The organism is Xanthobacter sp. NM-59 (genome assembly GCF_021401125.1).
Lineage (GTDB): Bacteria > Pseudomonadota > Alphaproteobacteria > Rhizobiales > Xanthobacteraceae > Xanthobacter.
In genome coordinates this window covers 255,305-278,227 of the sequence record NZ_JACBFQ010000004.1, presented here as the reverse complement: position 1 = coordinate 278,227, position 22,923 = coordinate 255,305, and the positions used below count along the sequence as shown (strand labels likewise).

The 22,923-nt window shown below is 66.1% G+C and carries 12 protein-coding genes and 1 tRNA gene; 5 read left to right on the top strand and 8 right to left on the bottom strand.

The annotated features are described in order from the left end of the window. Positions 1-188: 188 nt before the first annotated feature. Both L0966_RS10745 and L0966_RS22505 read left to right on the top strand, forming a co-directional pair. Positions 189-653, top strand: coding sequence for a hypothetical protein (locus tag L0966_RS10745; RefSeq protein ID WP_234051882.1), 465 nt, complete (start codon positions 189-191; stop codon positions 651-653). A gap of 136 nt (positions 654-789) precedes the next feature. Next, entirely contained in the window at positions 790-1,044 is a 255-nt protein-coding gene (locus L0966_RS22505) for a PilZ domain-containing protein (protein ID WP_370640704.1), read from the top strand. Between the two features lie 166 nt (positions 1,045-1,210). On the opposite strand, the gene L0966_RS10740 is transcribed toward L0966_RS22505, so the two are convergent. From L0966_RS10740 to L0966_RS10730, 3 genes are all read right to left on the bottom strand, one after another. Further along, a tRNA-Arg gene (locus tag L0966_RS10740) sits at positions 1,211-1,287 on the bottom strand. A 432-nt stretch (positions 1,288-1,719) separates the two neighbouring features. Next, on the bottom strand, positions 1,720-3,357 hold the full coding sequence (locus L0966_RS10735; RefSeq protein WP_234051881.1) for a GMC family oxidoreductase: 1,638 nt from the start codon (positions 3,355-3,357) through the stop codon (positions 1,720-1,722). A gap of 135 nt (positions 3,358-3,492) precedes the next feature. Further along, positions 3,493-3,972: a superoxide dismutase family protein gene (locus tag L0966_RS10730; RefSeq protein ID WP_234051880.1), complete on the bottom strand. Its 480-nt coding sequence runs from the start codon at positions 3,970-3,972 to the stop codon at positions 3,493-3,495. 301 nt (positions 3,973-4,273) lie between these two features. Here L0966_RS10730 and L0966_RS10725 point away from each other — a divergent pair, with 301 nt between their 5' ends. Then, on the top strand, positions 4,274-5,644 hold the full coding sequence (locus L0966_RS10725) for a malonyl-CoA decarboxylase (RefSeq protein ID WP_234051879.1): 1,371 nt from the start codon (positions 4,274-4,276) through the stop codon (positions 5,642-5,644). Between the two features lie 22 nt (positions 5,645-5,666). Then, positions 5,667-7,199, top strand: a complete 1,533-nt coding sequence (locus L0966_RS10720) for a malonyl-CoA synthase (protein ID WP_304945437.1) — start codon at positions 5,667-5,669, stop codon at positions 7,197-7,199. A gap of 78 nt (positions 7,200-7,277) precedes the next feature. Here L0966_RS10720 and L0966_RS10715 read toward each other — a convergent pair whose 3' ends face one another. The 5 genes from L0966_RS10715 to L0966_RS10695 form a co-directional block, all read right to left on the bottom strand. Beyond that, entirely contained in the window at positions 7,278-8,162 is an 885-nt protein-coding gene (locus L0966_RS10715) for a transglutaminase family protein (RefSeq protein ID WP_234051878.1), read from the bottom strand. Positions 8,163-8,168: 6 nt separating this feature from the next. Continuing rightward, a complete protein-coding gene (locus L0966_RS10710; RefSeq protein WP_370640702.1) occupies positions 8,169-10,673 on the bottom strand; it encodes a circularly permuted type 2 ATP-grasp protein in 2,505 nt (834 codons plus the stop codon). Between the two features lie 757 nt (positions 10,674-11,430). Then, the gene (locus tag L0966_RS10705) at positions 11,431-14,805 is read right to left on the bottom strand and encodes a DUF2126 domain-containing protein (protein ID WP_234051877.1); all 3,375 of its coding nucleotides are present in this window, start codon (positions 14,803-14,805) and stop codon (positions 11,431-11,433) included. A 154-nt stretch (positions 14,806-14,959) separates the two neighbouring features. Then, positions 14,960-18,151 (bottom strand): efflux RND transporter permease subunit, encoded by a 3,192-nt coding sequence (locus L0966_RS10700; protein ID WP_234051876.1) that lies wholly within the window; start codon positions 18,149-18,151, stop codon positions 14,960-14,962. A 31-nt stretch (positions 18,152-18,182) separates the two neighbouring features. Further along, entirely contained in the window at positions 18,183-19,418 is a 1,236-nt protein-coding gene (locus L0966_RS10695) for an efflux RND transporter periplasmic adaptor subunit (protein ID WP_234051875.1), read from the bottom strand. Positions 19,419-19,830: 412 nt separating this feature from the next. Here L0966_RS10695 and secA point away from each other — a divergent pair, with 412 nt between their 5' ends. After that, complete coding sequence (secA, locus tag L0966_RS10690; protein ID WP_234051874.1) at positions 19,831-22,608, top strand: preprotein translocase subunit SecA; 2,778 nt, start codon at positions 19,831-19,833, stop codon at positions 22,606-22,608. The last annotated feature ends 315 nt before the right edge of the window (positions 22,609-22,923 follow it).

The window sequence follows — 22,923 nt, the reverse complement described above, 5'->3', positions numbered from 1 at the left end:
TGTCTTGCGGGGTTGGTCCGATATACAAAACAATATCCGAGATATACCATCGTATATCGTAAAGTCTTCGGCGATAACTACCTGCGCAATATCAGGCCGCTTAGACTTACCGGACACGGGCGCGTCGACTTCAATAGCGATGTGATCGCTCTGATTTTTTCGATCCGAGGTCTGGTGTGGGTATCGATATGGTTCTTATCGAGCGCATCGTCGCGCGAAGCCCTCGTCTTCGGCGATTGCTCTATTCGTTGTCCTTAACCTTTCTGAAAGCGGCGTTTCGGTTTCGCCGCACGGGCTTGGATGCCTTTGCCCGACCGACATTGCGTTTATCGCAGTGTCTCTTTCGTACTGCCTCTTCGCGGATACGACGTCGTTATGCAGCCGAGCCGAAAATGACGTCGGACTCGCGCTTTGTGCTCCGTCGCCTTTCTCTCAAACTTTTGATCATGCTGATCTTTGCCGGTGCTCAAAGCCCGCTGCCCTGGGGATTCGGGAAAGCGCTTACGATGATGCTGTTTATGAGCGCGGCGATCAGTTGTGCCTTGGCCCTCCTGAACCACCAACGATTCAGATTGGGAGTCTTGAGCTACTGGGACGAATCTTTGGCCTTTGTCCTGCTCGGCCAAACCGCGCGGATGGTGTTTCTACGTTGAAGTATTGCGAGTGCGCTATGTCGGGGGCTCTCGTCTTCAAAATACTCGCCAATAACCTGCCACGCGACACGGGAATCGCGAAGATGGCCGTCGAGTCGAGACGCGGGGCAGCGACAACCGCTTGCGGCGTCGTTTGGTGTTGGTTATTACGGAGCGTCGCACCACTCGCCGTCGCCGCACGCTGTTGACGGGGAAGATCATTCTCAATCAGCGATCGTCCGTGATAAGTTGCGTTGTCCGAAACTTGTCGGACACAGGCGCCTGCCTCGAAGTTCCTGCTGCCCTGAACCTTCCGGATGCCTTCGAGCTGAAAATAGAACCTGGCGGCGCTTGCTCGCAGTGTCGAATAGTCTGGCGGAGCGCTACGCGCATCGGCGTGGCGTTCGATTGACACAAAGTTAGAACGCGCCTTCACTTTCAAGGGCGAGTGTAAAGGCGCTGGCCCAAGATACTGCCGCGCGCACGGCGCTGCAGGCGTGACGACTGATATGGCCGGACGGCGGGCTACAAAAATAACAAGGACAATGTGGGGGAAAGAGCCAATCTCACAAGGAGAATGGCGCGCCCGACACGATTCGAACGTGTGGCCTCCACCTTCGGAGGGTGGCGCTCTATCCAGCTGAGCTACGGGCGCATCGATATTCAGATAGTGTCCGAGATCGACCACGGTCAATCGCGAATGCTAGAATCGACATGGCTCAAACGACGCGGGCTAAAGCCTCGCCGATCATCGCCATTCGTACTCCACAACCTCCTTTCGGTTTGCTTCCGTGGTGCTTCCGCCACCTCGAATGCGATTTTCGTGCTTCCTTCGAGTTTCGCCAATCGCTTGGTTTCACTCGTTTTTTACGACACCCTCGACCATCAGAAAGAGCTTGCGTTTGCCTTCGGAGGGCGGCGCTCTATCCAGCTGAGCTACGGGTGCAGCAACGCAGGGCGCTGACACCGGCTTTCATAATCCATGCTTGAGCGTCCGGCAACTCCATGCCGGATGTTTCGCACAGATGCCTCGCACCTCGGCCCTGATGGGCCGGCCGGGGACGCGGAGGACGCCCCCGGCCGATCTTCAGCCCCGGGCCGCGTCTTCCCGGATCATCTGGGCCCCCTTCTCGGCGATCATGATCGTCGGGGAGTTGGTGTTGCCGGAGGTGATCGTCGGCATCACGGAGGCATCCACCACACGCAGCCCAGCCAGCCCCATCACCCTAAGCCTGGCGTCCACCACGGCTTCTGGATCGGAGGGAAGGCCCATCCGAGCTGTGCCCACGGGGTGGAAGATGGTGGTGCCCACATCACCCGCCGCGCGCCGCAGCGTTGCTTCATCATTGCTCGCCGCCGCCGCTCCGGGCACCAGCTCGGCGGGCGCGAACGGTGCCAGCGCGGGGCGGGCCACGATGCGCCGCGCCACGCGGATGGATTGGGCCGCCACCCTCAGGTCCTCTTCCGTGGAGAGGTAATTGGGCCTGATAGCGGGCGCGTCGGCCGCTTCGGAACTCTTGAGGCGGATGCTCCCGCGCGAGGTGGGGCGCAGGTTGCACACGCTCATGGTGAAAGCCGGGAAGCGGTGCAGCGGCTCGCCGAACTTGTCCAGCGAGAGGGGCTGCACATGAAACTCCAGGTCCGCCGTCTCTTTCTGCGGAAACGATCGGGTGAACAGGCCGAGCTGAGAGGGCGCCATGGTCAGCGGCCCGCGCCGGCGTAAGGCGAAGTCGAGCGCCATGCCCAGCTTGCCGAACAGCGAATGGTAGCGCTCGTTCAGCGTGCCGATGCCCGCCACCCTGAACACCGTGCGCAGCTGCAGGTGATCCTGCAGATTTGAGCCCACCCCCGGGGCATGGTGCGCCACCGGGATGCCGAGTTCCGACAAATGGTGCCCCGGCCCGATGCCGGACAGCATCAGCAATTGCGGGGAGCCGACCGCCCCCGCGGCGAGCACCACCTCGCGCCGGGCGCGCACGGTGCGCCGCTCGCCATCCTTGCCGCGCATCACCACGCCGGTGGCGCGCCCCTCTTCCACGCACACGCGCTCCACATGGCCAGCAGTGACGAGATCCAGATTGGGCCGGGAGAGCACGGGCTTCAGAAAGCCGCGCGCCGAGCTCCAGCGCAGGCCGCGCTTCTGGTTCACATGGAAATAGCAGGAGCCGGCATTGTCGCCGGTGTTGAAATCATCAATGGGCGGAATGCCGTCCTCGGCGGCGGCGCGGCGCACGGCATCCAGCAGCGGCCACGTGACCCGCGGAAACTCAACATGCCACTCCCCTCCCCGCGCATGGTCGCGGTTGGGGCCCATGAAATGGTCCTCGTGGCGCCGGAAAAGGGGCAGCACATCGTCCCAGCCCCAGCCTTCCAGGCCCAGCTCGCGCCAATGGTCGTAATCCGCCGCCTGGCCGCGCATGTAGATCATGGCGTTGATGGCCGAAGAGCCGCCGATCACCTTGCCACGCGGATAGGAGAGCGCCCGCCCGTTGAGCCCCGGCTCCGGCTCGGTCTTGAAGCACCAGTCGGAACGCGGATTGCCGATGGCGAACAGATAGCCCACTGGAATGTGGAACCACACCCAGTCGTCGTTCCCGCCCGCCTCGATCAGGCAGACCCGCACCGCAGGGTCCGAGGACAGGCGATTGGCCAGCACGCAGCCGGCCGAACCCGCCCCCACGATCACATAGTCATACGGCTGCGACACGTCGGCCGTGTGCGCCATGGGCTCCTCCCGCATTTCATTTTTATTGCGGGGGAGATTGGGGGGAACGTGGCGGGAAGGCAAGCCGCCGCAGCGGCAGGATAGGGGCAGGATGCGGGCCCGCCGCCGGCCCCATCGCCCGGCGGCGGGGCGTTTTCAGTGCAGGGCCGCGCAGGCGATGCGCGCGCCCGCGCCGCCGATGGGCTGGGTGGTGTAGTCGTCGGGATTGGCGTGGATCACCACCGCCGATCCGGAGGGGCCCAGCAGCGCCGGGCGGCCAGCCCCCGGCTGGAGCGCGACCAGCGTGGAATAGAGCTCCACCCGGGCGGTGCCGTCCGCGCCCACATAGATGTTGGGCAGGTCCCCATCATCATTGGCCTGCGGGTTGAGGAAGCCATGGACGACGGGCGTCGCCGCATGCACATGGGCGCCAGCCGCGGCAAAGCTCGGGGCATCGCAATCGCCCTTTTCGTGGAAATGCATGCCATGCCAGCCGGGCGGCAGGCCGGTGGCCTCCACCCGCAGCAGTACGCCCTTGGGGGCGGCAGTCACGGTCACGAGACCATGGGCGGCGCCGTCGGCACCGGTCAACGGCGCGGTGCGCACCTCCGCCCCCGCGGCGCCGAAGCTTGCCATGCCCAATCCGATGCCCGCGCAAAGCGCCATGCACATCCTCAACATGAGTTTCTCCCGTTTCCGACGGAGCCCGTCGCGCGGCGCCTTGAGCGCCACCGGGGGTATAAGGGCCCATCGCGCGCTTTGTTCCCGCAGCCTGACTGTTTCCAGTGCACGGCGTCGCGGCCCCTCCCCCATTGCGCTGGGGGATGGGGACAAAAGCCGGCCGTGCCCCCTTGCCATCGGCGCTCTGCCCTTGTCCCATGGGCGCAACCCGCTGGGGCGTGATCGGCCTCGGCGGACTCAAGGGGGATATGAGGCCATGAGTTCCAACACCTCCTTTTTCGGCGATCTTCTGGGCTCCATCGCGGAGCGGGGCCGCGCGCTGCTGGAGCGCAACGGCCGGGTCAGCGGCGCCACCAAGGCCGCGACCCTGGTGGAGCGCTGCGAGGAATTGCTGTCGGGGAAGGGCGAGGCATCGGGGGTGGCGCTCGCCACCGAGATCCTGCATCGCTATGGGCGCATGAAGACGGGCGAGCGCATCGCCTTCTTCGAGGCCCTGGCCGAAACCTTCGGCGTGGACCGCGCCCGGCTCGATGCCGCCATCGAAGCCTATGGCCGCACCGGTTCGGACGCCGCCACCTCCGAGCTGCACGCGGCCAGCGAGCCGCGCCGGCTGGAGCTGTTCCGCAGGTTCAACATGGCGCCGGGGGCCACCTTGTTCCTGGTCCGCATGCGCGAGCACCTGATGGACGCGCTGGTGCACCGGCGCGACCTTGGCGCCGTGGACCGTGATTTCGGCTATCTGTTCTCCACCTGGTTCAATCGAGGATTTCTGGTGCTGCGCCGCATCGACTGGTCCACGCCCGCCAACGTGCTGGAAAAGATCATCCGCTACGAGGCGGTGCACGAAATCCGCGACTGGAACGACCTGCGCGCCCGCGTCGACAGCCCGGACCGGCACTGCTACGCCTTCTTCCATCCGGCCCTGGTGGACGAGCCCCTGATCTTCGTCGAAGTGGCGCTGGAGAAGGACATTCCCGGCGCCATCGCGCCCATTCTCGACCAGAAGCGCGAGCATCTCGATCCCGCCAAGGCCACCACTGCGGTGTTCTATTCCATCTCCAACTGCCAGCGGGGGCTGTCGGGTGTGTCGTTCGGCAACTTCCTCATCAAGCAGGTGGTCGAAGAGATTTCCCGCGAGCTGCCCAATCTGACCACCTTCGTCACCCTCTCGCCCGTGCCCGCCTTCCACCGCTGGCTGGAGGGCGAGCGCACCAGCGGATCCTCCGCGGTGCTCTCGGCCACAGACATTCAGACGCTGAAGCTGCTCGACGACGCCGAATGGCCCCAGAAGGAGGAGGCGCGCGAGGCGCTCGCCCCCGTGCTCAAGGCCGCGGCAGCCTATTATTTCCTGGTGGCGCGCACGCCCAAGGGGCGGCCGGTGGATCCGGTGGCGCGCTTCCACCTGGGCAATGGCGCGCGGCTGGAGCGCATCAACGCCATGGGCGACCTTTCGCCAAAGGGCGTCGCCCAGGCCACCGGGCTGATGGTGAACTATCGCTACGTGCTCACCGACATCGAGAAGAACCACGAGGCCTTCTTCGGCAAGGGCGACGTGGTGGCCAGCAGCGCCGTGAAGAAGCTGCTGCGCGCGGAGCACACCGCCCGCGCCCTGGTGCCCACCAGCTGAACGAAAACAACAGGAAACGCCCATGGACCACAACAGCCCCAACCATCTGTTCGGCGCCGTCCACTCCGCCATGCCGGCGGCGGACAAGCCCCTGGCCCTGCATGCGGATGGCCGCGCCGAGACCTATGGCGACGCGCTCGCTCTGTCCGGCCGGCTAGCCAACCTGCTGGTGGCGCGGGGGGTGAAGCCGGGCGACCGGGTGGCGGTGCAGGTGGAAAAGTCCTGGCCCGCCCTCGTGCTCTATCTCGCGGCGGTGCGGGCGGGCGCAGTCTATCTGCCGCTCAACACCGCCTACACGCTGGCGGAGGTGGAGTATTTCCTTTCCGATGCGCAGCCCGCTTTGTTCGTCTGCCGGCCCGAGATCGTGGACGATGCGCGCACCCTCGCGGCAAAGGTGGGCGTGCCGGTGGTGGAAACACTGGGGGCCGACGGCACCGGCTCCCTGACCCAGGCGGCGGACGGCCAGCCGGAAGCCTTCCAGGACGTGCCCCGCGGGCCGGACGACCTTGCCGCCATCCTCTACACCTCGGGCACCACAGGCCGCTCGAAGGGCGCGATGCTGAGCCACGACAACCTGCTCTCCAACGCCTTGACCCTGCGGAGCGCATGGCGCTTCACCGACCGCGACGTGCTGATCCACGCCCTGCCCATTTTCCACACCCACGGCCTGTTCGTGGCCTCCAACACCATTTTGATGGCCGGCGCGTCCATGATCTTCCTGCCGAAGTTCGACGCCGCCGAAGTGCTGGGCCTGATGCCCAAGGCCACCTGCCTCATGGGGGTGCCCACCTTCTATACGCGCCTCCTCGATCTGCCCGGCCTCACCCGCGCGGCGTGCGCGAACATGCGTCTGTTCGTCTCCGGCTCCGCGCCGCTGCTGGCGGAGACCCATCGCGCCTTCCGCGACCGCACCGGCCACGCCATCCTCGAGCGCTATGGCATGACCGAAACCAACATGAACACCTCCAACCCCTATGACGGCGAGCGCATCGCCGGCACGGTGGGGCTGCCCTTGCCCGGCGTCAGCGTGCGCGTGAGCGACCCCGAGAGCGGCCGCGAGCTCGCCCGCGACGAGATCGGCATGATCGAGGTGAAGGGCCCCAACGTGTTCAAGGGCTATTGGCGCATGCCGGAAAAGACGGCCAGCGAGTTCCGCGACGGTTTCTTCATCACCGGCGACCTCGGCAAGATCGACCAGGCCGGCTATGTGACCATCGTCGGTCGCGGCAAGGATCTCGTGATCACCGGCGGCTTCAACGTCTATCCCAAGGAGGTCGAGACCGAGATCGACGCCATTCCCGGCGTGCTGGAAAGCGCCGTCATCGGCGTGCCCCATCCCGATTTCGGAGAGGGCGTCACCGCCGTCATCGTCCTGAAGAAGGGCGCCAGCCTGACCGATGGCGACGTGCACGCGGCGCTCGCGGACCGGCTCGCCAAGTTCAAGCAGCCGAAGAAGGTGTTCTTCGTGGAGGAGCTGCCGCGCAACACCATGGGCAAAGTGCAGAAGAACGTGCTGCGCGAGGCCTATCGCGACATCTATCGCGGCGCCGCCTGAGCGGATCGAGCCCTCCGCTGCGCTGGGACCGGGCGGCGGAGGGCTTCGCGCTCCGCTGGCTAGCGCCCGGCTGAAGCCCTACCGCTCGACGGGGATCACATCCACGCCCACGGCCAGCATGTGGTCCCCCGATGAGACGATGACGCCATCCACCGGCGCCACATCCGCGTAATCGCGGCCGACGGCGAGGATGATGTGGTCGTCACCCGCCGGAATGGCATTGGTGGGGTCGAGGCCGATCCAGCCCACCTCCGGGCCGCACCAGATCTCCGCCCACGCATGGGTCGCGTCCGCCCCCTCCAGCCGCGGCTGGCCCTCGGGCGGGACGGTGCGCAGATAGCCGGATACGTAGCGCGCCGGCAGGCCCAACCCGCGCAGCCCGGCAATCATCACCTGGGCGAAATCCTGGCACACGCCGCGCCGCGCCACGAACGCCTCATGGGGGGGCGTGGTGACCATGGTCGAGCCCGGCTCGTAGACGAACTCGTCCTTGATGCGGTGCATGAGCTCCAGCCCCGCCTCCAGGATCGGCCGGTCGCCGGGGCAGCTCAGCGCCGTCCATTCGGTGATGGCGGCGTCGACCGGAATGGCCCGGCTTGGAAACAGGCCATGCACGGGCGAGCCGGGGCCGAGATCGAAACCGCCCGCGGCGGTCGTCCGCACATCATCCACGCTCGCCGTGGACTTTGGATCCGGCAGCGGGTCGGCACGCACATCCACCCGGCTGCGGGTGGAAATTTCCAGATAGTCGTGGGGCTGATCAAGGGTCAGCCAGGTGAGGCCATTGCCGAAGAAATCCGTGCCCCGCTCCAGCTCCGCCGCCTCGGGCGACAGGTCGAGCACATGGGCGATGACATGCTGGTGGCCGGGCCGGTCCACCGGCGTCATGCGCAGCACCTGCCGGGCCACGCGCACCGGCACGGCATAGGAATAGGAGGTGGTCTGGCGGATGTCGTAGAGCATGCCGCCTCACATGGCCAAGGTCATGGTCATTTCCTGGGAGTGACCCTGCAGGAAATAGTGGGCGGCAACCTCGTCGGAAAGCCGCATGAGGGTCTTTTCCATCTCGTCGAACCAGGCCCCATCGAAGCTCTCGGCGGTGGCGGCGGCCAGCTCCGCCCGCATGCGCGCCACGAGGCGTTCCCACAGCGGCGGCGGGGCGTCGTGGTCGCGGCCCGGCAGCACGCGCAGGTGGTCCGCCATCCGCTCCACCTGGAACGCCACGGAGCGCGGATTGTCCGGGTCCAGCAGCACCAGATCCAGCACCGGCCCGCGCGCCTCCATCATCACATAGCGGCTGCGATAGGTGATGAGGCTGTCGGCCACCTGGAGCAGCGCGTCCAGGGAGCCCGGCACGCCCTGCTCACCGAATGTGCGCGCGAAGCGCAGGGTGCTGATGGCGCGCTCGGTGCGGCGCCCCAGCTCCAGGAAACGCCAGCCGGTGAGGCGGTTCATATTCTCGCTGGCAAGGCCCGAAAAGGCGGCGATGATGCGCAGCGCCGCATCCGCCCGCTCATGGGCATCAGCTTCCGAGGGCGCCGAATTGATCGGCGCCAGCACGCACGATTCCAGATCCACCAGCGCCTTCCAGGCATCCGGTGAGAACCGGTCGCGGATGACGGAGGCCGCGGCCCGCGCCGCCAGCACCAGCTGCGGCAGTGCACCGGGCACATCCCGCCGGGTGAGTACCGCCACCGCATAGCGCGCCGGCGTCGCCTTCGCCAGATCACGCGGCATGGCGCCCCACGCGCCCAGCAGCCCCAGCAGGCGCGACACCAGCGGGCTGGTGCCCGTTTCCCCGGTTTCCGCCAGCCGGCTCACCAGCACACGGGAAAGGCGCAGCGTCGCCTCCGCCCGCTCCACATAGCGGCCAAGCCAGAACAGATTGTCCGCCGCCCGGCTCGGCAGGGTGCCGGACGAGCGGCGCACCTTCACATTTTCCGGGTTCGGCAGCAGCGTGGTGTCCGGCACCGCCTGCTCCGCCAGCACCCACACATCGGCCGAGCGGTCGCCCTTCTGCAGGGAAATGGCGCGGGCGTCCGGTGTGGAGGAGATGCGGCAGAAGCCGCCCGGCATCACCTGCCAGCCGCTGTCCGTGGCCGCCAGGAAAACGCGCAGCATGAAGGGACGCGGCGTCAGCCTGTCGCCGGTCCAGACCGGAGTGGTGGACAGGCGCGCAATGTCCTGGCCCACCAGTTCCACACCGCGCCGCGCCAGCAACGTGGACAGGCGCCGGCGTTCCGCCGCCGAGAGGTCGGCGCCGAGCACGGAGCCACCCGAGGGCAGCACCGGCACCGGCCGGCCGAAGGCCGATCCGATCACCAGTTCGTCGAGATGCTCCATCACCTGCGCGCGCTCGGCATCCTGTCCGCACCACCAGGTGCCCACATGGGGCAGCTTCAGCGGCGCGCCCAGAATGCGCATGGCGATGCGCGGCAGGAAGGCCAGCAGAGCCGGGGCTTCCACAAGCCCGCTCCCCAGCGCATTGGCAAAAGCGACCCCACCTTCGCGCAGCGCCTGCACCAGCCCCGGGACGCCCAGGCGCGAGCCCGCGTTCAGCTCCAGCGGATCAGCGAAATCGGCATCGAGCCGGCGCAGCAGCACGTCAATGCGCTTCAGCCCCGCCACCGTGCGCACGTGCAGCCGATCACCGCGCACGGTGAGATCCTCGCCTTCCACCAGCAGGAAGCCGAGATAGCGCGCGAGCAGCGCATGCTCGAAATAGGTCTCGTTCATGGGACCGGGCGTGAGCAGGCCGATGCGCCCCTCCCCCGTCCCGTCCAACTTCATCAGCGACGTGCGCAGCGCCTGGAAGAAGCCCGCCACACGCTGCATGTGCAGCGCGCGCGACACGTCCGGCAAAGCGCGCGTCATGGCCAGACGGTTTTCCAGTGCGTATCCGGTTCCGGAAGGCGCCTGGGCGCGATCCGCCAGCACCCACCAGCGCCCATCTGGGCCACGGCCCACATCAGCCGCATAAAGGCGCAGATAGCGCCCGCCCACGGGCTTCACCCCCACCAGCGGGCGCAGGAATTCGTTGCTGCCGGCCGCCGCCGCCGCCGGCAAATCGCCGTCGCTCACCAGCCGCCCGGGGCCGTAGAGATCCTGAAGCACCGCCTCCAGCAGCTCGGCACGCTGAATGAGGCCGGCCGAGAGAGCCGCCCAGTCCGAGCGCTCGATCAGCAGCGGCACATGGCTCAGCGACCAAGGCCGTTCGCCCCCGCCCACATCGTCATAGACCCGGTAGAAGACCCCGGAATCACGCAGATAGCGGTCAGCTGAACCGAAACGGCGCCGCAGTTCGTCCGGCCCCATTTCCGCCAGAGCGGCCAGGAAGGGAATCCAATGGGCCCGCGGGCGGCCGTCCGCGTCCAGCATCTCGTCGCGGACGCCGGGCAGTGTGCGGTAGCCGCCGAGCAGGCTCTCCGCCGCAGCTCTCTCGAATGCTTCGCTGCGCTGTTCCGCCCCCGACACGAAAAACCCTTTCCCCGCGGTGGTACATTCACCGGGTTTTCCATTATGACAGACTCGCAGCGCGATGCATCATCTGCGCCACAGCCGCCCAAAGCTGTGGATAGACCCCGGTCAGCGGGGCCGATCCGGCACCTCTTTCATCGCCGAGGCGGCTTGAAGGCAATGGCCTCGAGCCGCCCTCCGGTGCGCCACGGCGCAGCCAACCGGCAAGCCCCAGGCCTCACCGTCACCAGTCGGCTTGCCCGGCCCCTCAGGTGATGCCCTGTTCGCCGTGCGAGAGATGGCCATCCCGTTGCGGGAACGCCTAGCCTCGCGGCCCGACGCCCACTTCGCCTGAAACCGCAGCGGTGCCGCCCCTCCCCACGCCCCATGCCGTCCCTCTCCCGCATCGTGCGCGGAGTTCGGAATTCAAACCTCGGCCCTTATCGCACCCCTCAGCAGCACATCTTCCGCCGGAACAGGCGCGGACACGGACCATCTCCGCTCACCATGGACTCGCGGGAACGCCCTAGCGCATTGAATTTCAGAGATTTTTCACGGCGGTCGCCAGCCACTTCACGGGGATACCCGCCACAGTAATGTCACCGAGCGTCGCCACGGATGCAACGGCGCCGAGGATGCGAGACGAAAGCGGCCGGGCTGAGGGCCCGGCCGAATTGAGGCCGCCAGCGCGTACCAGCCCTCCCGGGAGCAACAGCCGCGCCGCAGAGCGGCACAGCCATCGCCCGGAAGACAGGACGGTGCGACAACCACGCACTCACAGGCCGATGGGTCGGCGCAGGTCAAGCGTGGTGGGGAATTCGTCCGGCGCCGTCTCGGCGGGGACGTGGGTGACGCCGGGCGTGTGCCCATAATCCTGGAAGCGCGCCAAGCGCCGCGCCTCGGCCTCGTAGGAATTCACGGGGAACGTGTCGTAGTTCCGACCGCCGGGATGGGACACGTAGTAGACGCAGCCGCCGCGCGAACGTTGGCTCCACGTATCCACCACATCGAACGTCAGCGGCGAGTGCACCGGGATCGTCGGATGCAGGCCCGACCAAGGCTGCCACGCCTTATAGCGCACGCCCGCCACGAAAGTGCCGTTGCGGCCGGTGGGCGCCAGCGGCACCCGGCGCCCGTTGCAGGTGAGGATGTGGCGCGAGGGATTGAAGCCCTCCACCTTCACCTGCAGGCGCTCCACGGAGCTGTCCACATAGCGGGCGGTGCCGCCGATGACACCTTCCTCACCCAGCACGTTCCAGCATTCGAGCGCCTGGCGCACTTCCACGTCGACGCCCGCCCGCTGCACCTTGCCGAAGGCCGGGAAGCGGAATTCGTACTGCGCCTTGAACCACTCGGGATCGAAAACGTAGCCGTGGTCGCCGAGATCCTCCAGCACGTCCATGAAGTCCTGCCACACATAATGCGGCAGCATGAAACGGTCGTTGAGGATGGTGCCCCAGCGGGCGCAGTTGCCCTGGATGGGGGCGCGCCACAGGCGGGCGACGAGGGCCCGCAGCAGCAGCTGCTGCGCCAGGCTCATGCGCCAATCCGGCGGCATCTCGAAGCAGCGGAACTCCACCAGACCCAGCCGGCCCGTGGGGCCGTCCGGCGAATAGAACTTGTCGATGGAAATCTCGGTGCGATGGGTGTTGCCGGTGACATCCACCAGGATGTTGCGCAGCAGTCGATCCACCAGCCACGGCGGCGGCGGCAGCTCGCCGCCCGGCAGCGGGATCTTCGACAGCGCAATCTCGAACTCATACAGGCTGTCATGCCGCGCCTCATCGATGCGCGGGTGCTGCGAGGTCGGACCGATGAAGAGGCCCGAGAACATGTAGGACAGCGAGGGATGCCGCTGCCAGAACAGCAGCAGGCTCTTCAGCAGGTCCGGCCGGCGCAGGAACGGGCTGTCCGCCGGGGTGGTGCCGCCCACCACGACGTGGTTGCCGCCCCCGGTTCCCGTGTGGCGGCCGTCCACCATGAACTTCTCGGTGCCAAGCCGCGCCAGCCGCGCCTCTTCATAGAGGATGCGGGTGACATCAACGCAGCCTTCCCAGGTCGAAGACGGGTGAATATTCACCTCGAGCACGCCCGGGTCAGGCGACAGGCGGATAAGGTTCAGCCGGTAGTCGAAGGGCGGGGGATAGCCCTCCAGATGAACCGGCATGTTGAGCTCGATCGCGGCCTGTTCGACAGCGGCGATGAGGTCCACATAGTCCTCAAGGGTGTCGACCGGCGGCAGGAAGATGCACAGGCGGCCGCCGCGGGGCTCGACGCACAAGGCGGTGCGCGTGTCGGTCGTTCCGATCTGCTGGTCATGCTTCAGCAGATATTCCTGCACCAGCGCCTGCGCACGCTCGCCGACGCCGTAAGCCTCGGTGCGGGGGGCAACAGAATAACGCTCGCGGCCATCGGCCCCGGTTCCGCGATAACGCGCGGACAGCTCCTCCGCATCCGGCAGAGGTCCGCGCGGCTCGAAGGGGTCCATGGGCGCCGTGTGCGGGTAGCGCGTCGGCGCCAGATAAAAGAGCGAATCCAGGGGCAGACGGTAGCCCATGGGACTTTCGCCGGGGATCAGGAACAGGAACTCCCGCCGGAAGGTCCAGGCCTCGGACGCCCAGGCCGCACCTTGCGGCGTCCACACGCGGCGCAGGGGAAGCACCGAGCCGGTGGGATTGGCAAGGCCCTGGTTGAAGGTGCGCGCCAGCATGCGGCGCTCCACCTCGTCCGCCAGCCGCTCGTCGCCGGGCGCAAGATTCTCGGGAAGGCACTGCTCCTTCCACATGTAATAGATGTTGTCCTCGAACGCAGACTGCACGAACTGCGAACCGACCTTCAGCTTTTCCGCCAGGAGCTTCGCGAAACGGTCCGCATCGGCCGGGCCCACGCCATAGTCGCGGGTCTCATCGGCGATGAGGTCCTCCCGCCGCCACATGGGCTGGCCATCCTTGCGCCAGAACAGGTCGAAGGACCAACGCGGCAGCGTCTCGCCGGGGTACCACTTGCCCTGGCCGTAATGGAGCACGCCTTCCGCCGAGAAGCGGCGGCGCAGGCGGCGGATTAGGTCATCAGCGCGCACGCGCTTCTGCGGGCCCAGCGCCTCGGTGTTCCATTCGGCCGCCTGATAGTCGTCGATGGAAACGAAGGTGGGCTCGCCGCCCATCGTCAGGCGCACATCCCCGGCGGCGAGGTCAGCGTCCACCTTCTCGCCCAGCGCGTCCAGCGAGGCCCAGGTTTCATCCGAGAAGGGATAGGTCACGCGGGGCGCCTCGGCCACGCGGGTCACGCTCATGTCGAAGCCGAACTCGGCCTCCGCCTTCTCCATCAGATAGCCGGTGATCGGCGCCGCGGAGCGATAATGAGGCGTCGCCGCGAGGGGAATATGCCCCTCGCCGCACAGCAGGCCCGAGGTGGGGTCGAGGCCGATCCAGCCCGCGCCTGGCACATAGACCTCACACCAGGCATGAAGGTCGGTGAAGTCCACGTCGGTGCCTGACGGGCCGTCCAGCGACTTCACGTCCGGCTTGAGCTGGATCAGGTAGCCCGATACGAAGCGCGCAGCGAGGCCCAGGTGGCGCAGCAGCTGGACCAGCAGCCAGCCGGTGTCACGGCAGGAGCCGAGCTTGCGGCTCAGGGTCTGGTCCGGCGTCTGCACGCCGGGTTCCATGCGGATCACATAGCCGATCTCCTGCTGGAGACGCTGATTGATCTCCACGAGGAAGTCGACGATGCGGCGCTTGTCGCGCGGGATCGACGCCAGGAAGGAATCGAACAGGCCGCCCTCGTGCTCCAGCTCCAGATAGGGAGCGAGCTCAGCCTTCAGCTCAGGCGCATAAGTAAAGGGGAAATGCTCGGCATATTCCTCGACGAAGAAGTCGAAGGGATTGATCACATCAAGCTTGGCGAGGAGGTCGACCTCGACCTTGAATTCCTCCACCTTTTCGGGAAAAACGATACGCGCCAGCCAATTGCCGAACGGATCCTGCTGCCAGTTGATGAAATGCTCGGCCGGCGAGATCTTCAGGGCGTAGGCCGGAATCTCAGTCCGGCTATGGGGCGCGGGACGCAGCCGGATCGTCTGCGGGCCGAGCGCGACAGGCCGCTCGTAACGATAGCTCGTGACGTGATGCAAGCTCGCGAGGATGGACATTCAGAAACACCTGGTCCGGCGGGTCAATTCGACCCTGGTGTGGATGGGACAAGGTTAGACAAGGCTGCGCCGAGGCGGAAGCGCGACTTTACGGCGGTACCCGCCCTCATTTGAGGCAGATGCCGCCGTAATACGCATAATCGCGGCCCCGATCTCAGGCAGATGCGGGTTCGCTGGGCGGCGCCGGCTCTTCCGGCGGCCGCTGGGGCGCGGTCTTCTTTTTCTTCCCGCGCTCCTCGAAGCGCTGCAGCACCGTGAAGAAGGACGGAACGAACAGCACCGCGAGGCAGGTCGACGCCAGCATGCCCGAGACCACGGCGATGCCAATGGACTTGCGCGAATTGGCGCCCGCGCCGGTCGCGAACACCAGCGGCAGAACGCCGAGGATGAAGGCGAACGACGTCATCAGAATGGGGCGGAACCGCAGGCGCGCGGCTTCCACCGCAGCATCCATGATCTCCATGCCCTCGGCCCGTTTCTCGCGGGCGTACTCGACGATCAGAATGGCGTTCTTCGACGCCAGGGCGATCAGGAGCACGAGCCCGATCTGGGTGTAGAGATTGTTCGGAACCCCAAGCCCCAGCAGCGCACCCACGGTGCCGAGCAGCGCCAGAGGCACCGCCAGGATGACCGACATGGGCTGGATCCAGCTTTCATACTGGCCCGCCAGCACGAAGTAGACCAGCAGCACCGCCAGACCGAACACATAGTAGATCTGATTGCCGACCACCTTCTCCTGGTACGACATGGCCGTCCATTCGAAGCCCGTCCCCGGCGGCAGCGTCGACGCCGCGATCTGCTCCATGAGGTCCATCGCCTGGCCCGACGAGAAGCCCGCGGCATTGGAGCCCACGATCGTGGCCGACGGATAGAGGTTGTAGAGCGAGATCAGGGGCGGGCCCTGCACCGTCTTCACCTCGGCCAGGGAGCCGACAGGCACCATCTTGCCCTCGGGCGTGCGCACCTTGAGGCCGAGCAGGTCGGCGGGTGTCACCCGGAAGCGCGATTCGGCCTGCACATAGACCTGGAACACATTACCGAAGCGCGTGATCTGGTTGACGTAGGTGGAGCCGAGGTAAGACGAGATGGTCTCGAACACCTGCCCCACCGTCACCCCCAGCGTCTCCGCCATGGTGCGGTTCACGGTCACCTCAAGCTGAGGAGCGCCGGTGCGGAACGACGTTGCCACATGGGACAGCGCCGACTGCGCCTTCGCCTTCTCCACCATGGAATCGGTGATCTGCTCCAGCAGCCGGTAGTCGAAATTACCGTTGCGCAGCTGTGGCTGCATGGTGAAGCCAGCGGCGTTGCCGATGCCCTGAATGGCCGGCGGCACGAGGATCAGCACCGAAGCTTCCTGGACGTCCGCCACGGCCTTGTTGAGATTCTCGTACAGCGAGAGCAGATCCTCGCCCTTCACCTTGCTGGAATAGCGCTCATCCCAGGGGGTCAGGGTCACGTAGATGACGCCGGCATTGGCGAGGGTGGACGAGTTGTCCATCACCGAGATGCCGGAAATGGCCAGCGCCGTCTGAACGCCGGGCACCTTCCGCACGCGCTCCGACACTTCACCCATCACCTGCTTCGTGCGGTTCAGGTTGGAGCCGTCGGGTAGCTGCACCGCCACCAGGAAGTAGCCCTGGTCCTCGATGGGCAGGAACGAGGTCGGCACCTTCGTGATGCCGTAGCCGGCGATACCGATGAGGCCGAGAGCGATGATCACCATCAGCTTGGAATGGTGAACCATGCGCGACATGAGATTGGCGTACCAATGCTCGGCCTTGCCGTAGATCGCATTGAAGCCGCGGAAGATGAAGTTGCGCTTTTCAGGCGGCACCGGCTTGCGCAGCCACAGGGCGCACTGGGTAGGCTTCAGCGTCGCGGCGTTGATGGCCGAAATGAAGGCTGTGGCGGCGATGACGAGCGCGAATTGCTTGAACATCTGCCCCGATAGGCCCGGTATGAAGGATGCCGGCAAGAACACCGACATCAGCACCAGGGTGATGCCCACCACGGGGCCGAACAGCTCATCCATGGCCTTTTCGGCCGCCGGCTGCCCCTCCATGCCCTCTTCAATATGCCGCGACACGCCTTCGACGATGACGATGGCGTCATCCACCACGATGCCGATCGCCAGGATGATCGCGAACAGCGTCGAGATGTTGATGGTGAATCCCATCGCGTCCATGGCGGCGAAGGCGCCAATGATGGTCACCGGCACCGTGGTCGCCGGCACCAGCGTGGCGCGCCAATCCTGAAGGAACAGCAGGATCACCACCAGGACCAGCAGCGCCGCCTCGTAAAGGGTCTTGTAGACCTCCGAGATGGACGCAGTGACGAACCAAGTGGTGTTGAACGGGATGGAATATTCGAGCCCTTCGGGGAAATCCTTCTTCAACTCCTCCATCTTCGCGGCGACGAGATTGGACACGTCGAGCGCGTTGGCGGCGGGAAGCTGGAAGATGCCGATGCCGGCGGCCGGCTTGCCATCCTGCGTGAAGTCGCGGGAATAGCTCTGGGCGCCGAGCTCCACCCGCGCCACGTCGCGGATGCGGACGATGCGGCCACCGTCCTTGTTGTCCACCTTCACGATGAGGTTCTCGTAGTCCCCCACATCGTTGAGGCGACCCTTGATGTTCACCGTATACTGGAACGCGGCATTGGACGGCGCCGGCGGGATGCCCAGCTGGCCGGGCGTCACGAGCTGGCTCTGCTTCTGGATGGCGCTCGACACGTCGCCCGGCACGAGGCCGAAGGCCTGCATCTTGTCCGGATCCATCCACACCCGCAGCGCATAGGTGCCGGTGCCGAAGATGGCGACGTTGCCGACGCCGTTGAGACGGGCCAGCTCGTTCTGGATGTTGATGATGCCGTAATTGTTCAGATAGAGGCCGTCATAGCGGCCATCCGGCGAGGTGAGGGTCACGAACTCCAGGATGGAGGTGCCCTTCTGCAGGATGGTCACACCCTGAGCCTGCACCGGCTGAGGCAGCGAGGCCAGCGCGATGTTGACCCGGTTCTGCACCAGCACCTGCGCCATGTTCGGATCGGTGCCGATGGCGAAGGTGACGACCAGCGTGTAGGTGCCGTCCGAGGCCGACCACGACTGCATGTAGAGCATGCCCTCGACGCCGTTCACCTGCTGCTCGATGGGCAGGGCGACAGTGTCGATGATGGTCTTGGCAGAGGCGCCGGGATAGCTGGTGGAGACCGACACCGTGGGCGGCACGATGTTCGGATACTGGGCCACCGGCAAGCGGATGAGCGACACGAGGCCGATCAGCACGAAAACCAGGGCCAGCACGTTCGAAAGAACCGGCCTCTCGATGAAAAAGCGCGAGATCATGGGCGCCGCTTCCTGGCGTTCGAGGGGCGGATCAGTTCTTCGGTGCCGCAGGCGCGGCGGGCGCGGGCGGCGTCTTGCCTTCGGCCGGCGTGGGCTGCACCGGCGCGGTAATCTTGCCCGCCTCCACCGTGACCTTGGAGCCCGGGACCGCGCGCTGGATACCATTGACGATCACGCGGTCACCCACTTTCAGGCCGCCCGAAACGGCCCGCAGCCCGTTGGGCTGGAGCTGGCCGAGCTGGATCTGCGCCTGGGAAACCTCGTTGTTTGCATTCACGACCAGCACATAGGAGCCCAGCTGATTCTCGCTGATGATCGAATCAGGCACGAGAATGGTGGGCAGCGCCTGGCCAAGCGGCAGCCGCACGCGGGCGAACAGGCCCGGCAGCAGCGAGAGATTCGAATTGTCGAAGATGCCGCGCACGGTCAGCGTGCCGAGGTTCGGATCCACCTGGGGCGCGATGTAGTCGAGCTTGCCCGCATGGGGGAAGCCGGTCTCCGTCTGCAGGCCGACCTCGACCGGAACCAGACCGGGATTCTCCCGCAGGGTCATCAGCTTGTGCCCCGCCTTCTGCATCCCCTCCTTGATGTTGAGCACCTGCTGCTCGCTCAAGGAGAACCAGACATAAATGGGGTTCACCTCGACGATGGTGGCCAGCTTGGTGGGGCCGGAATAGCCCACCAGCGCGCCCACATCCTGAAGATGGGCCGTCACCACGCCATCGAACGGCGCGCGAACCTCGGTGTAGCCGAGATTGATCTGCGCCAGCTCCAACGAGGCCTGGGCGTTCTGCACGTCGGCCACCGCGGCGTCCCGCTTGGCGCGGGCCTGATCGAGCACGGCCTGGGAGGCAAAGTCCTGCTTCGCGAGCTGATTCTGGCGGTTGAACTCGGCCTCGGCCTGCACCTGCGATGCCTGCTTGGCGGCCAGCGTCGCCTTGGCCTGGTCCACATCGGCCTTGTAGACGTCCTGTTCGATCACGAACAGGAGATCGCCCTTCTTCACCAGCTGGCCGTCGGCATAGTTGATGGAAGTGAGGAAGCCCTGCACGCGGGCGTTCAGGTCCACCGAATTGATGGAGGCGGTATTACCGGTCAACTCCAGATAGGTGGTCACCGGCTGCTCGATGACCTCGGCCACCGTGACGGTCGGGGGCGGCGGGGGAACATAGGTGTTCTTTTCCTCGCACGCCGCGAGAAGGAAGGCCGCGCAGCACATCAATCCTGTGCGCCGCACCAAAGCGGCCGCCCGGAAACCTCCCACCATGCCAAATCCCCCGTTCGCAAGTGGGCGGGATACTAAGCATCCGCCGGTGGCGTGTCCATGCGAGGAATTGGTTGCTTCCGTCACCTTATCATCATGCTACTCGCATTTTTGGCAGTTGTTGCCGCACGGCAGCACAGGCCCCTCACCCAAGGGAGGGCGCGCGGGAAGGAACCGGAAGGCCTCCGCTCGCATTGACATTGCCCCGACCCGTTCATAAGTGTCCGCATGGCATGCACCCCGCCGAAAGGCGGAGGGGTCGCGGCTGCGCGCTTCGTCGCAGCACCCGCTCAACGCCCCATCCGACTTGCTGACGCCCCATTGCGGGGGTCCAAAGGCGCACCATTTCCCGGAGGGTCCGGCGGCCCGTCTCCGCCCTCCTTGAGACCCGACGGATCGGAACAGAGAACAACCCATGCTAGGTGGACTTGCCCGCAAGCTCTTCGGCTCCGCAAATGATCGCCGGGTGAAGGGGTATCGGCCCCGCGTCCAGGCCATCAACGCCATGGAGAAGGAAGTCGAAGCCCTCTCCGACGACGCCCTGCGCGCCCGCACCGAGGAGTTTCGCCAGCAGCTCGCCGCCGGCAAGTCCCTCGACGACCTCCTGGTTCCTGCCTTCGCCACCGTGCGCGAGGCAGCCAAGCGCGTTCTGGGCATGCGCCCGTTCGACGTGCAGCTGATCGGCGGCATGGTGCTGCACCAGGGCGGCATCGCCGAGATGAAGACCGGCGAGGGCAAGACCCTCATGGCCACGCTGCCGGTCTACCTCAACGCGCTCGCCGGCAAGGGCGTGCATGTGGTGACGGTGAACGACTACCTCGCCAAGCGCGACGCCGAATGGATGGCGCGGCTCTATGGCTTCCTGGGCCTCACCACGGGCATCATCGTCCACGGCCTGGACGATGCGGAGCGCCACGCCGCCTATCACAGCGACATCACCTACGCGACCAACAACGAGCTGGGCTTCGACTACCTGCGCGACAATATGAAGTATGAGCGCGCGCAGATGGTGCAGCGCCCGCACTTCTTCGCCATCGTGGACGAGGTGGATTCCATCCTCATCGACGAGGCGCGCACGCCGCTCATCATCTCCGGCCCGCTCGACGACCGCTCGGACTTCTACAACACCATCGACACCTACATGCCGCGCCTGGACAAGGACGACTACGAGGTGGACGAGAAGCAGCGCACCGTCACCATGACCGAGGCCGGCATGGAGAAGATGGAGCAGATGCTGAAGGAGGCCGGGCTGCTCAAGTCCGAGAGCCTCTACGACATCGACAACGTCTCCGTGGTCCACCACGTGAACCAGGCCTTGCGCGCGCACATGCTGTTCCAGCGCGACAAGGACTATATCGTGCGCAATGGCGAGGTCGTCATCATCGACGAGTTCACCGGCCGCATGATGCCGGGCCGGCGCTATTCGGAAGGCCTGCACCAGGCGCTGGAGGCCAAGGAGCACGTTCAGGTCCAGCCGGAAAACCAGACGCTCGCCTCCATCACCTTCCAGAACTATTTCCGGCTCTACGAGAAGCTCGCCGGCATGACCGGCACCGCCAACACCGAGGCGGCCGAGTTCGCCGATATCTACAAGCTCGACGTGGTGGAGATTCCCACCAACCTGCCCATCGCCCGCCAGGACGATGACGACGAGGTCTATCGCACCGCCGGTGAGAAATACGCGGCCATCATCGACCTCATCAAGGATTGCGGCGAGCGTGGCCAGCCGGTGCTGGTGGGCACCACCTCCATCGAGAAGTCCGAACTCATCGCCGACCTGCTCAAGAAGGCCGGCCTGAAGCAGAAGGACTATTCGGAGCCCACCGCGCTCACCAAGATCGATACCTCCGGCAAGACCTTCTCGGTGCTGAACGCCCGCTATCACGAGCAGGAGGCTTATATCGTCTCCCAGGCCGGCGTGCCGGGCGCCATCACCATCGCCACCAACATGGCGGGGCGCGGCACCGACATCAAGCTGGGCGGCTCGGCGGAGATGCGCATCGAGAATGAGCTGCGCGAGATGCCGGAAGGCCCCGAGCGGACCGCCGCCGAGCAGAAGATCAAGGCCGAGGTGGAGGAGCTGAAGAAGAAGGCCCTCGCCGCCGGCGGCCTGTTCGTGCTCGGCACCGAACGCCACGAGAGCCGGCGCATCGACAACCAGCTGCGTGGCCGCTCCGGCCGCCAGGGCGACCCCGGCCACTCCAAGTTCTTCCTTTCGCTGGAAGACGACCTGATGCGCATCTTCGGGTCGGACCGGCTGGACGGCATGCTGCAAAAGCTGGGCCTCAAGGAAGGCGAGGCCATCATCCACCCCTGGATCAACAAGGCCCTGGAAAAGGCCCAGCAGAAGGTGGAAGCCCGCAACTACGACATGCGCAAGAACGTCCTCAAGTATGACGACGTTCTCAACGACCAGCGCAAGGTGGTGTTCGAGCAGCGCCTGGAACTGATGAACGACGAGGACGTGGCCGGCACGGTGGAGGACATGCGCCATGCCCTCATCGCCGACACGGTGGCCAAGTTCATCCCCGAGAATGCCTATCCCGAGCAGTGGGACACGGCCGGGCTGCACCAGGCCCTGGTGGAGGCCCTGAACCTCGACCTGCCCGTGGAGGACTGGGCCAAGGAAGAGGGCATTGCCGGCCCCGAGGTGAGCGAGCGCATCACCCGCGCCGCCGACGAATGGATGGCCGCCAAGGCCGCCAAGTATGGCCCCGAGCTCATGCGCTATGTGGAGAAGTCCATCCTTCTCCAGACCCTCGACCATCTATGGCGCGAGCACATCGCCATGCTCGACCACCTGCGCCAGGTGGTGGGCCTGCGTGGCTATGCCCAGCGCGATCCGCTGAACGAGTACAAGTCCGAGGCCTTCAACCTGTTCTCCGCCATGCTGAACCGGCTGCGCGAAGTGGTCACCGCCCAGCTCATGCGGGTGGAGATCGTCACCCAGCCCCCGGCGGAAGAGCTGCCGATGATGGAGGCCCACCACGAGGACCCGCTGACCGGCGAGGACGAGCTGGCGGAAGCCGCCGCCGCCATCGGCAGCCGGCCGGATCCGCAGCTGACCGGCGACATCGCGGTGGCCGAGCGCGACCCGAAGGACCCTTCCACCTGGGGCAAGGTGGGCCGCAACGAGGTCTGCCCCTGCGGATCGGGCAAGAAATACAAGCACTGCCACGGCCGCTTCGCCTGACAGCGCAACCCCTGAACACGCCTATGAACACGCCCCCTGCCGGCTACCGCCCGCAGGGGGCGTTTTCGTTTGGGGCGCCCGGGCCCGCCCAATACGCCGCTAACCCCAACGCGTGCCCGCCCGGTGCGGGTTGAGCCGCGCCCGCCGCAGACCTGAACGCCCTCGCTCGAGGGTGCCGGTCCGCCCGGCCGCGACGACGGCACGGCGGTTCGCCCATCGCGAGATCGCGCAGCCACGCCGCCCCTGAACGCGAAAAGGCCGCCAGCCCTGCCCGCGAGCATTCCCGCGAGCCGGCTGGCGGCCTCTTCCGTAGAG

Coding starts and splice junctions, on each gene's coding strand:
- L0966_RS10745 (WP_234051882.1), top strand. CDS start 189: ATGGTTCTTATCGAGCGCATCGTCGCGCGAAGCCCTCGTCTTCGGCGA.
- L0966_RS10735 (WP_234051881.1), bottom strand. CDS start 3,357: ATGGCGCACACGGCCGACGTGTCGCAGCCGTATGACTATGTGATCGTG.
- L0966_RS10730 (WP_234051880.1), bottom strand. CDS start 3,972: ATGGCAAGCTTCGGCGCCGCGGGGGCGGAGGTGCGCACCGCGCCGTTG.
- L0966_RS10725 (WP_234051879.1), top strand. CDS start 4,274: ATGAGTTCCAACACCTCCTTTTTCGGCGATCTTCTGGGCTCCATCGCG.
- L0966_RS10720 (WP_304945437.1), top strand. CDS start 5,667: ATGGACCACAACAGCCCCAACCATCTGTTCGGCGCCGTCCACTCCGCC.
- L0966_RS10715 (WP_234051878.1), bottom strand. CDS start 8,162: ATGCTCTACGACATCCGCCAGACCACCTCCTATTCCTATGCCGTGCCG.
- L0966_RS10705 (WP_234051877.1), bottom strand. CDS start 14,805: ATGTCCATCCTCGCGAGCTTGCATCACGTCACGAGCTATCGTTACGAG.
- L0966_RS10700 (WP_234051876.1), bottom strand. CDS start 18,151: ATGATCTCGCGCTTTTTCATCGAGAGGCCGGTTCTTTCGAACGTGCTG.
- L0966_RS10695 (WP_234051875.1), bottom strand. CDS start 19,418: ATGGTGGGAGGTTTCCGGGCGGCCGCTTTGGTGCGGCGCACAGGATTG.
- secA (WP_234051874.1), top strand. CDS start 19,831: ATGCTAGGTGGACTTGCCCGCAAGCTCTTCGGCTCCGCAAATGATCGC.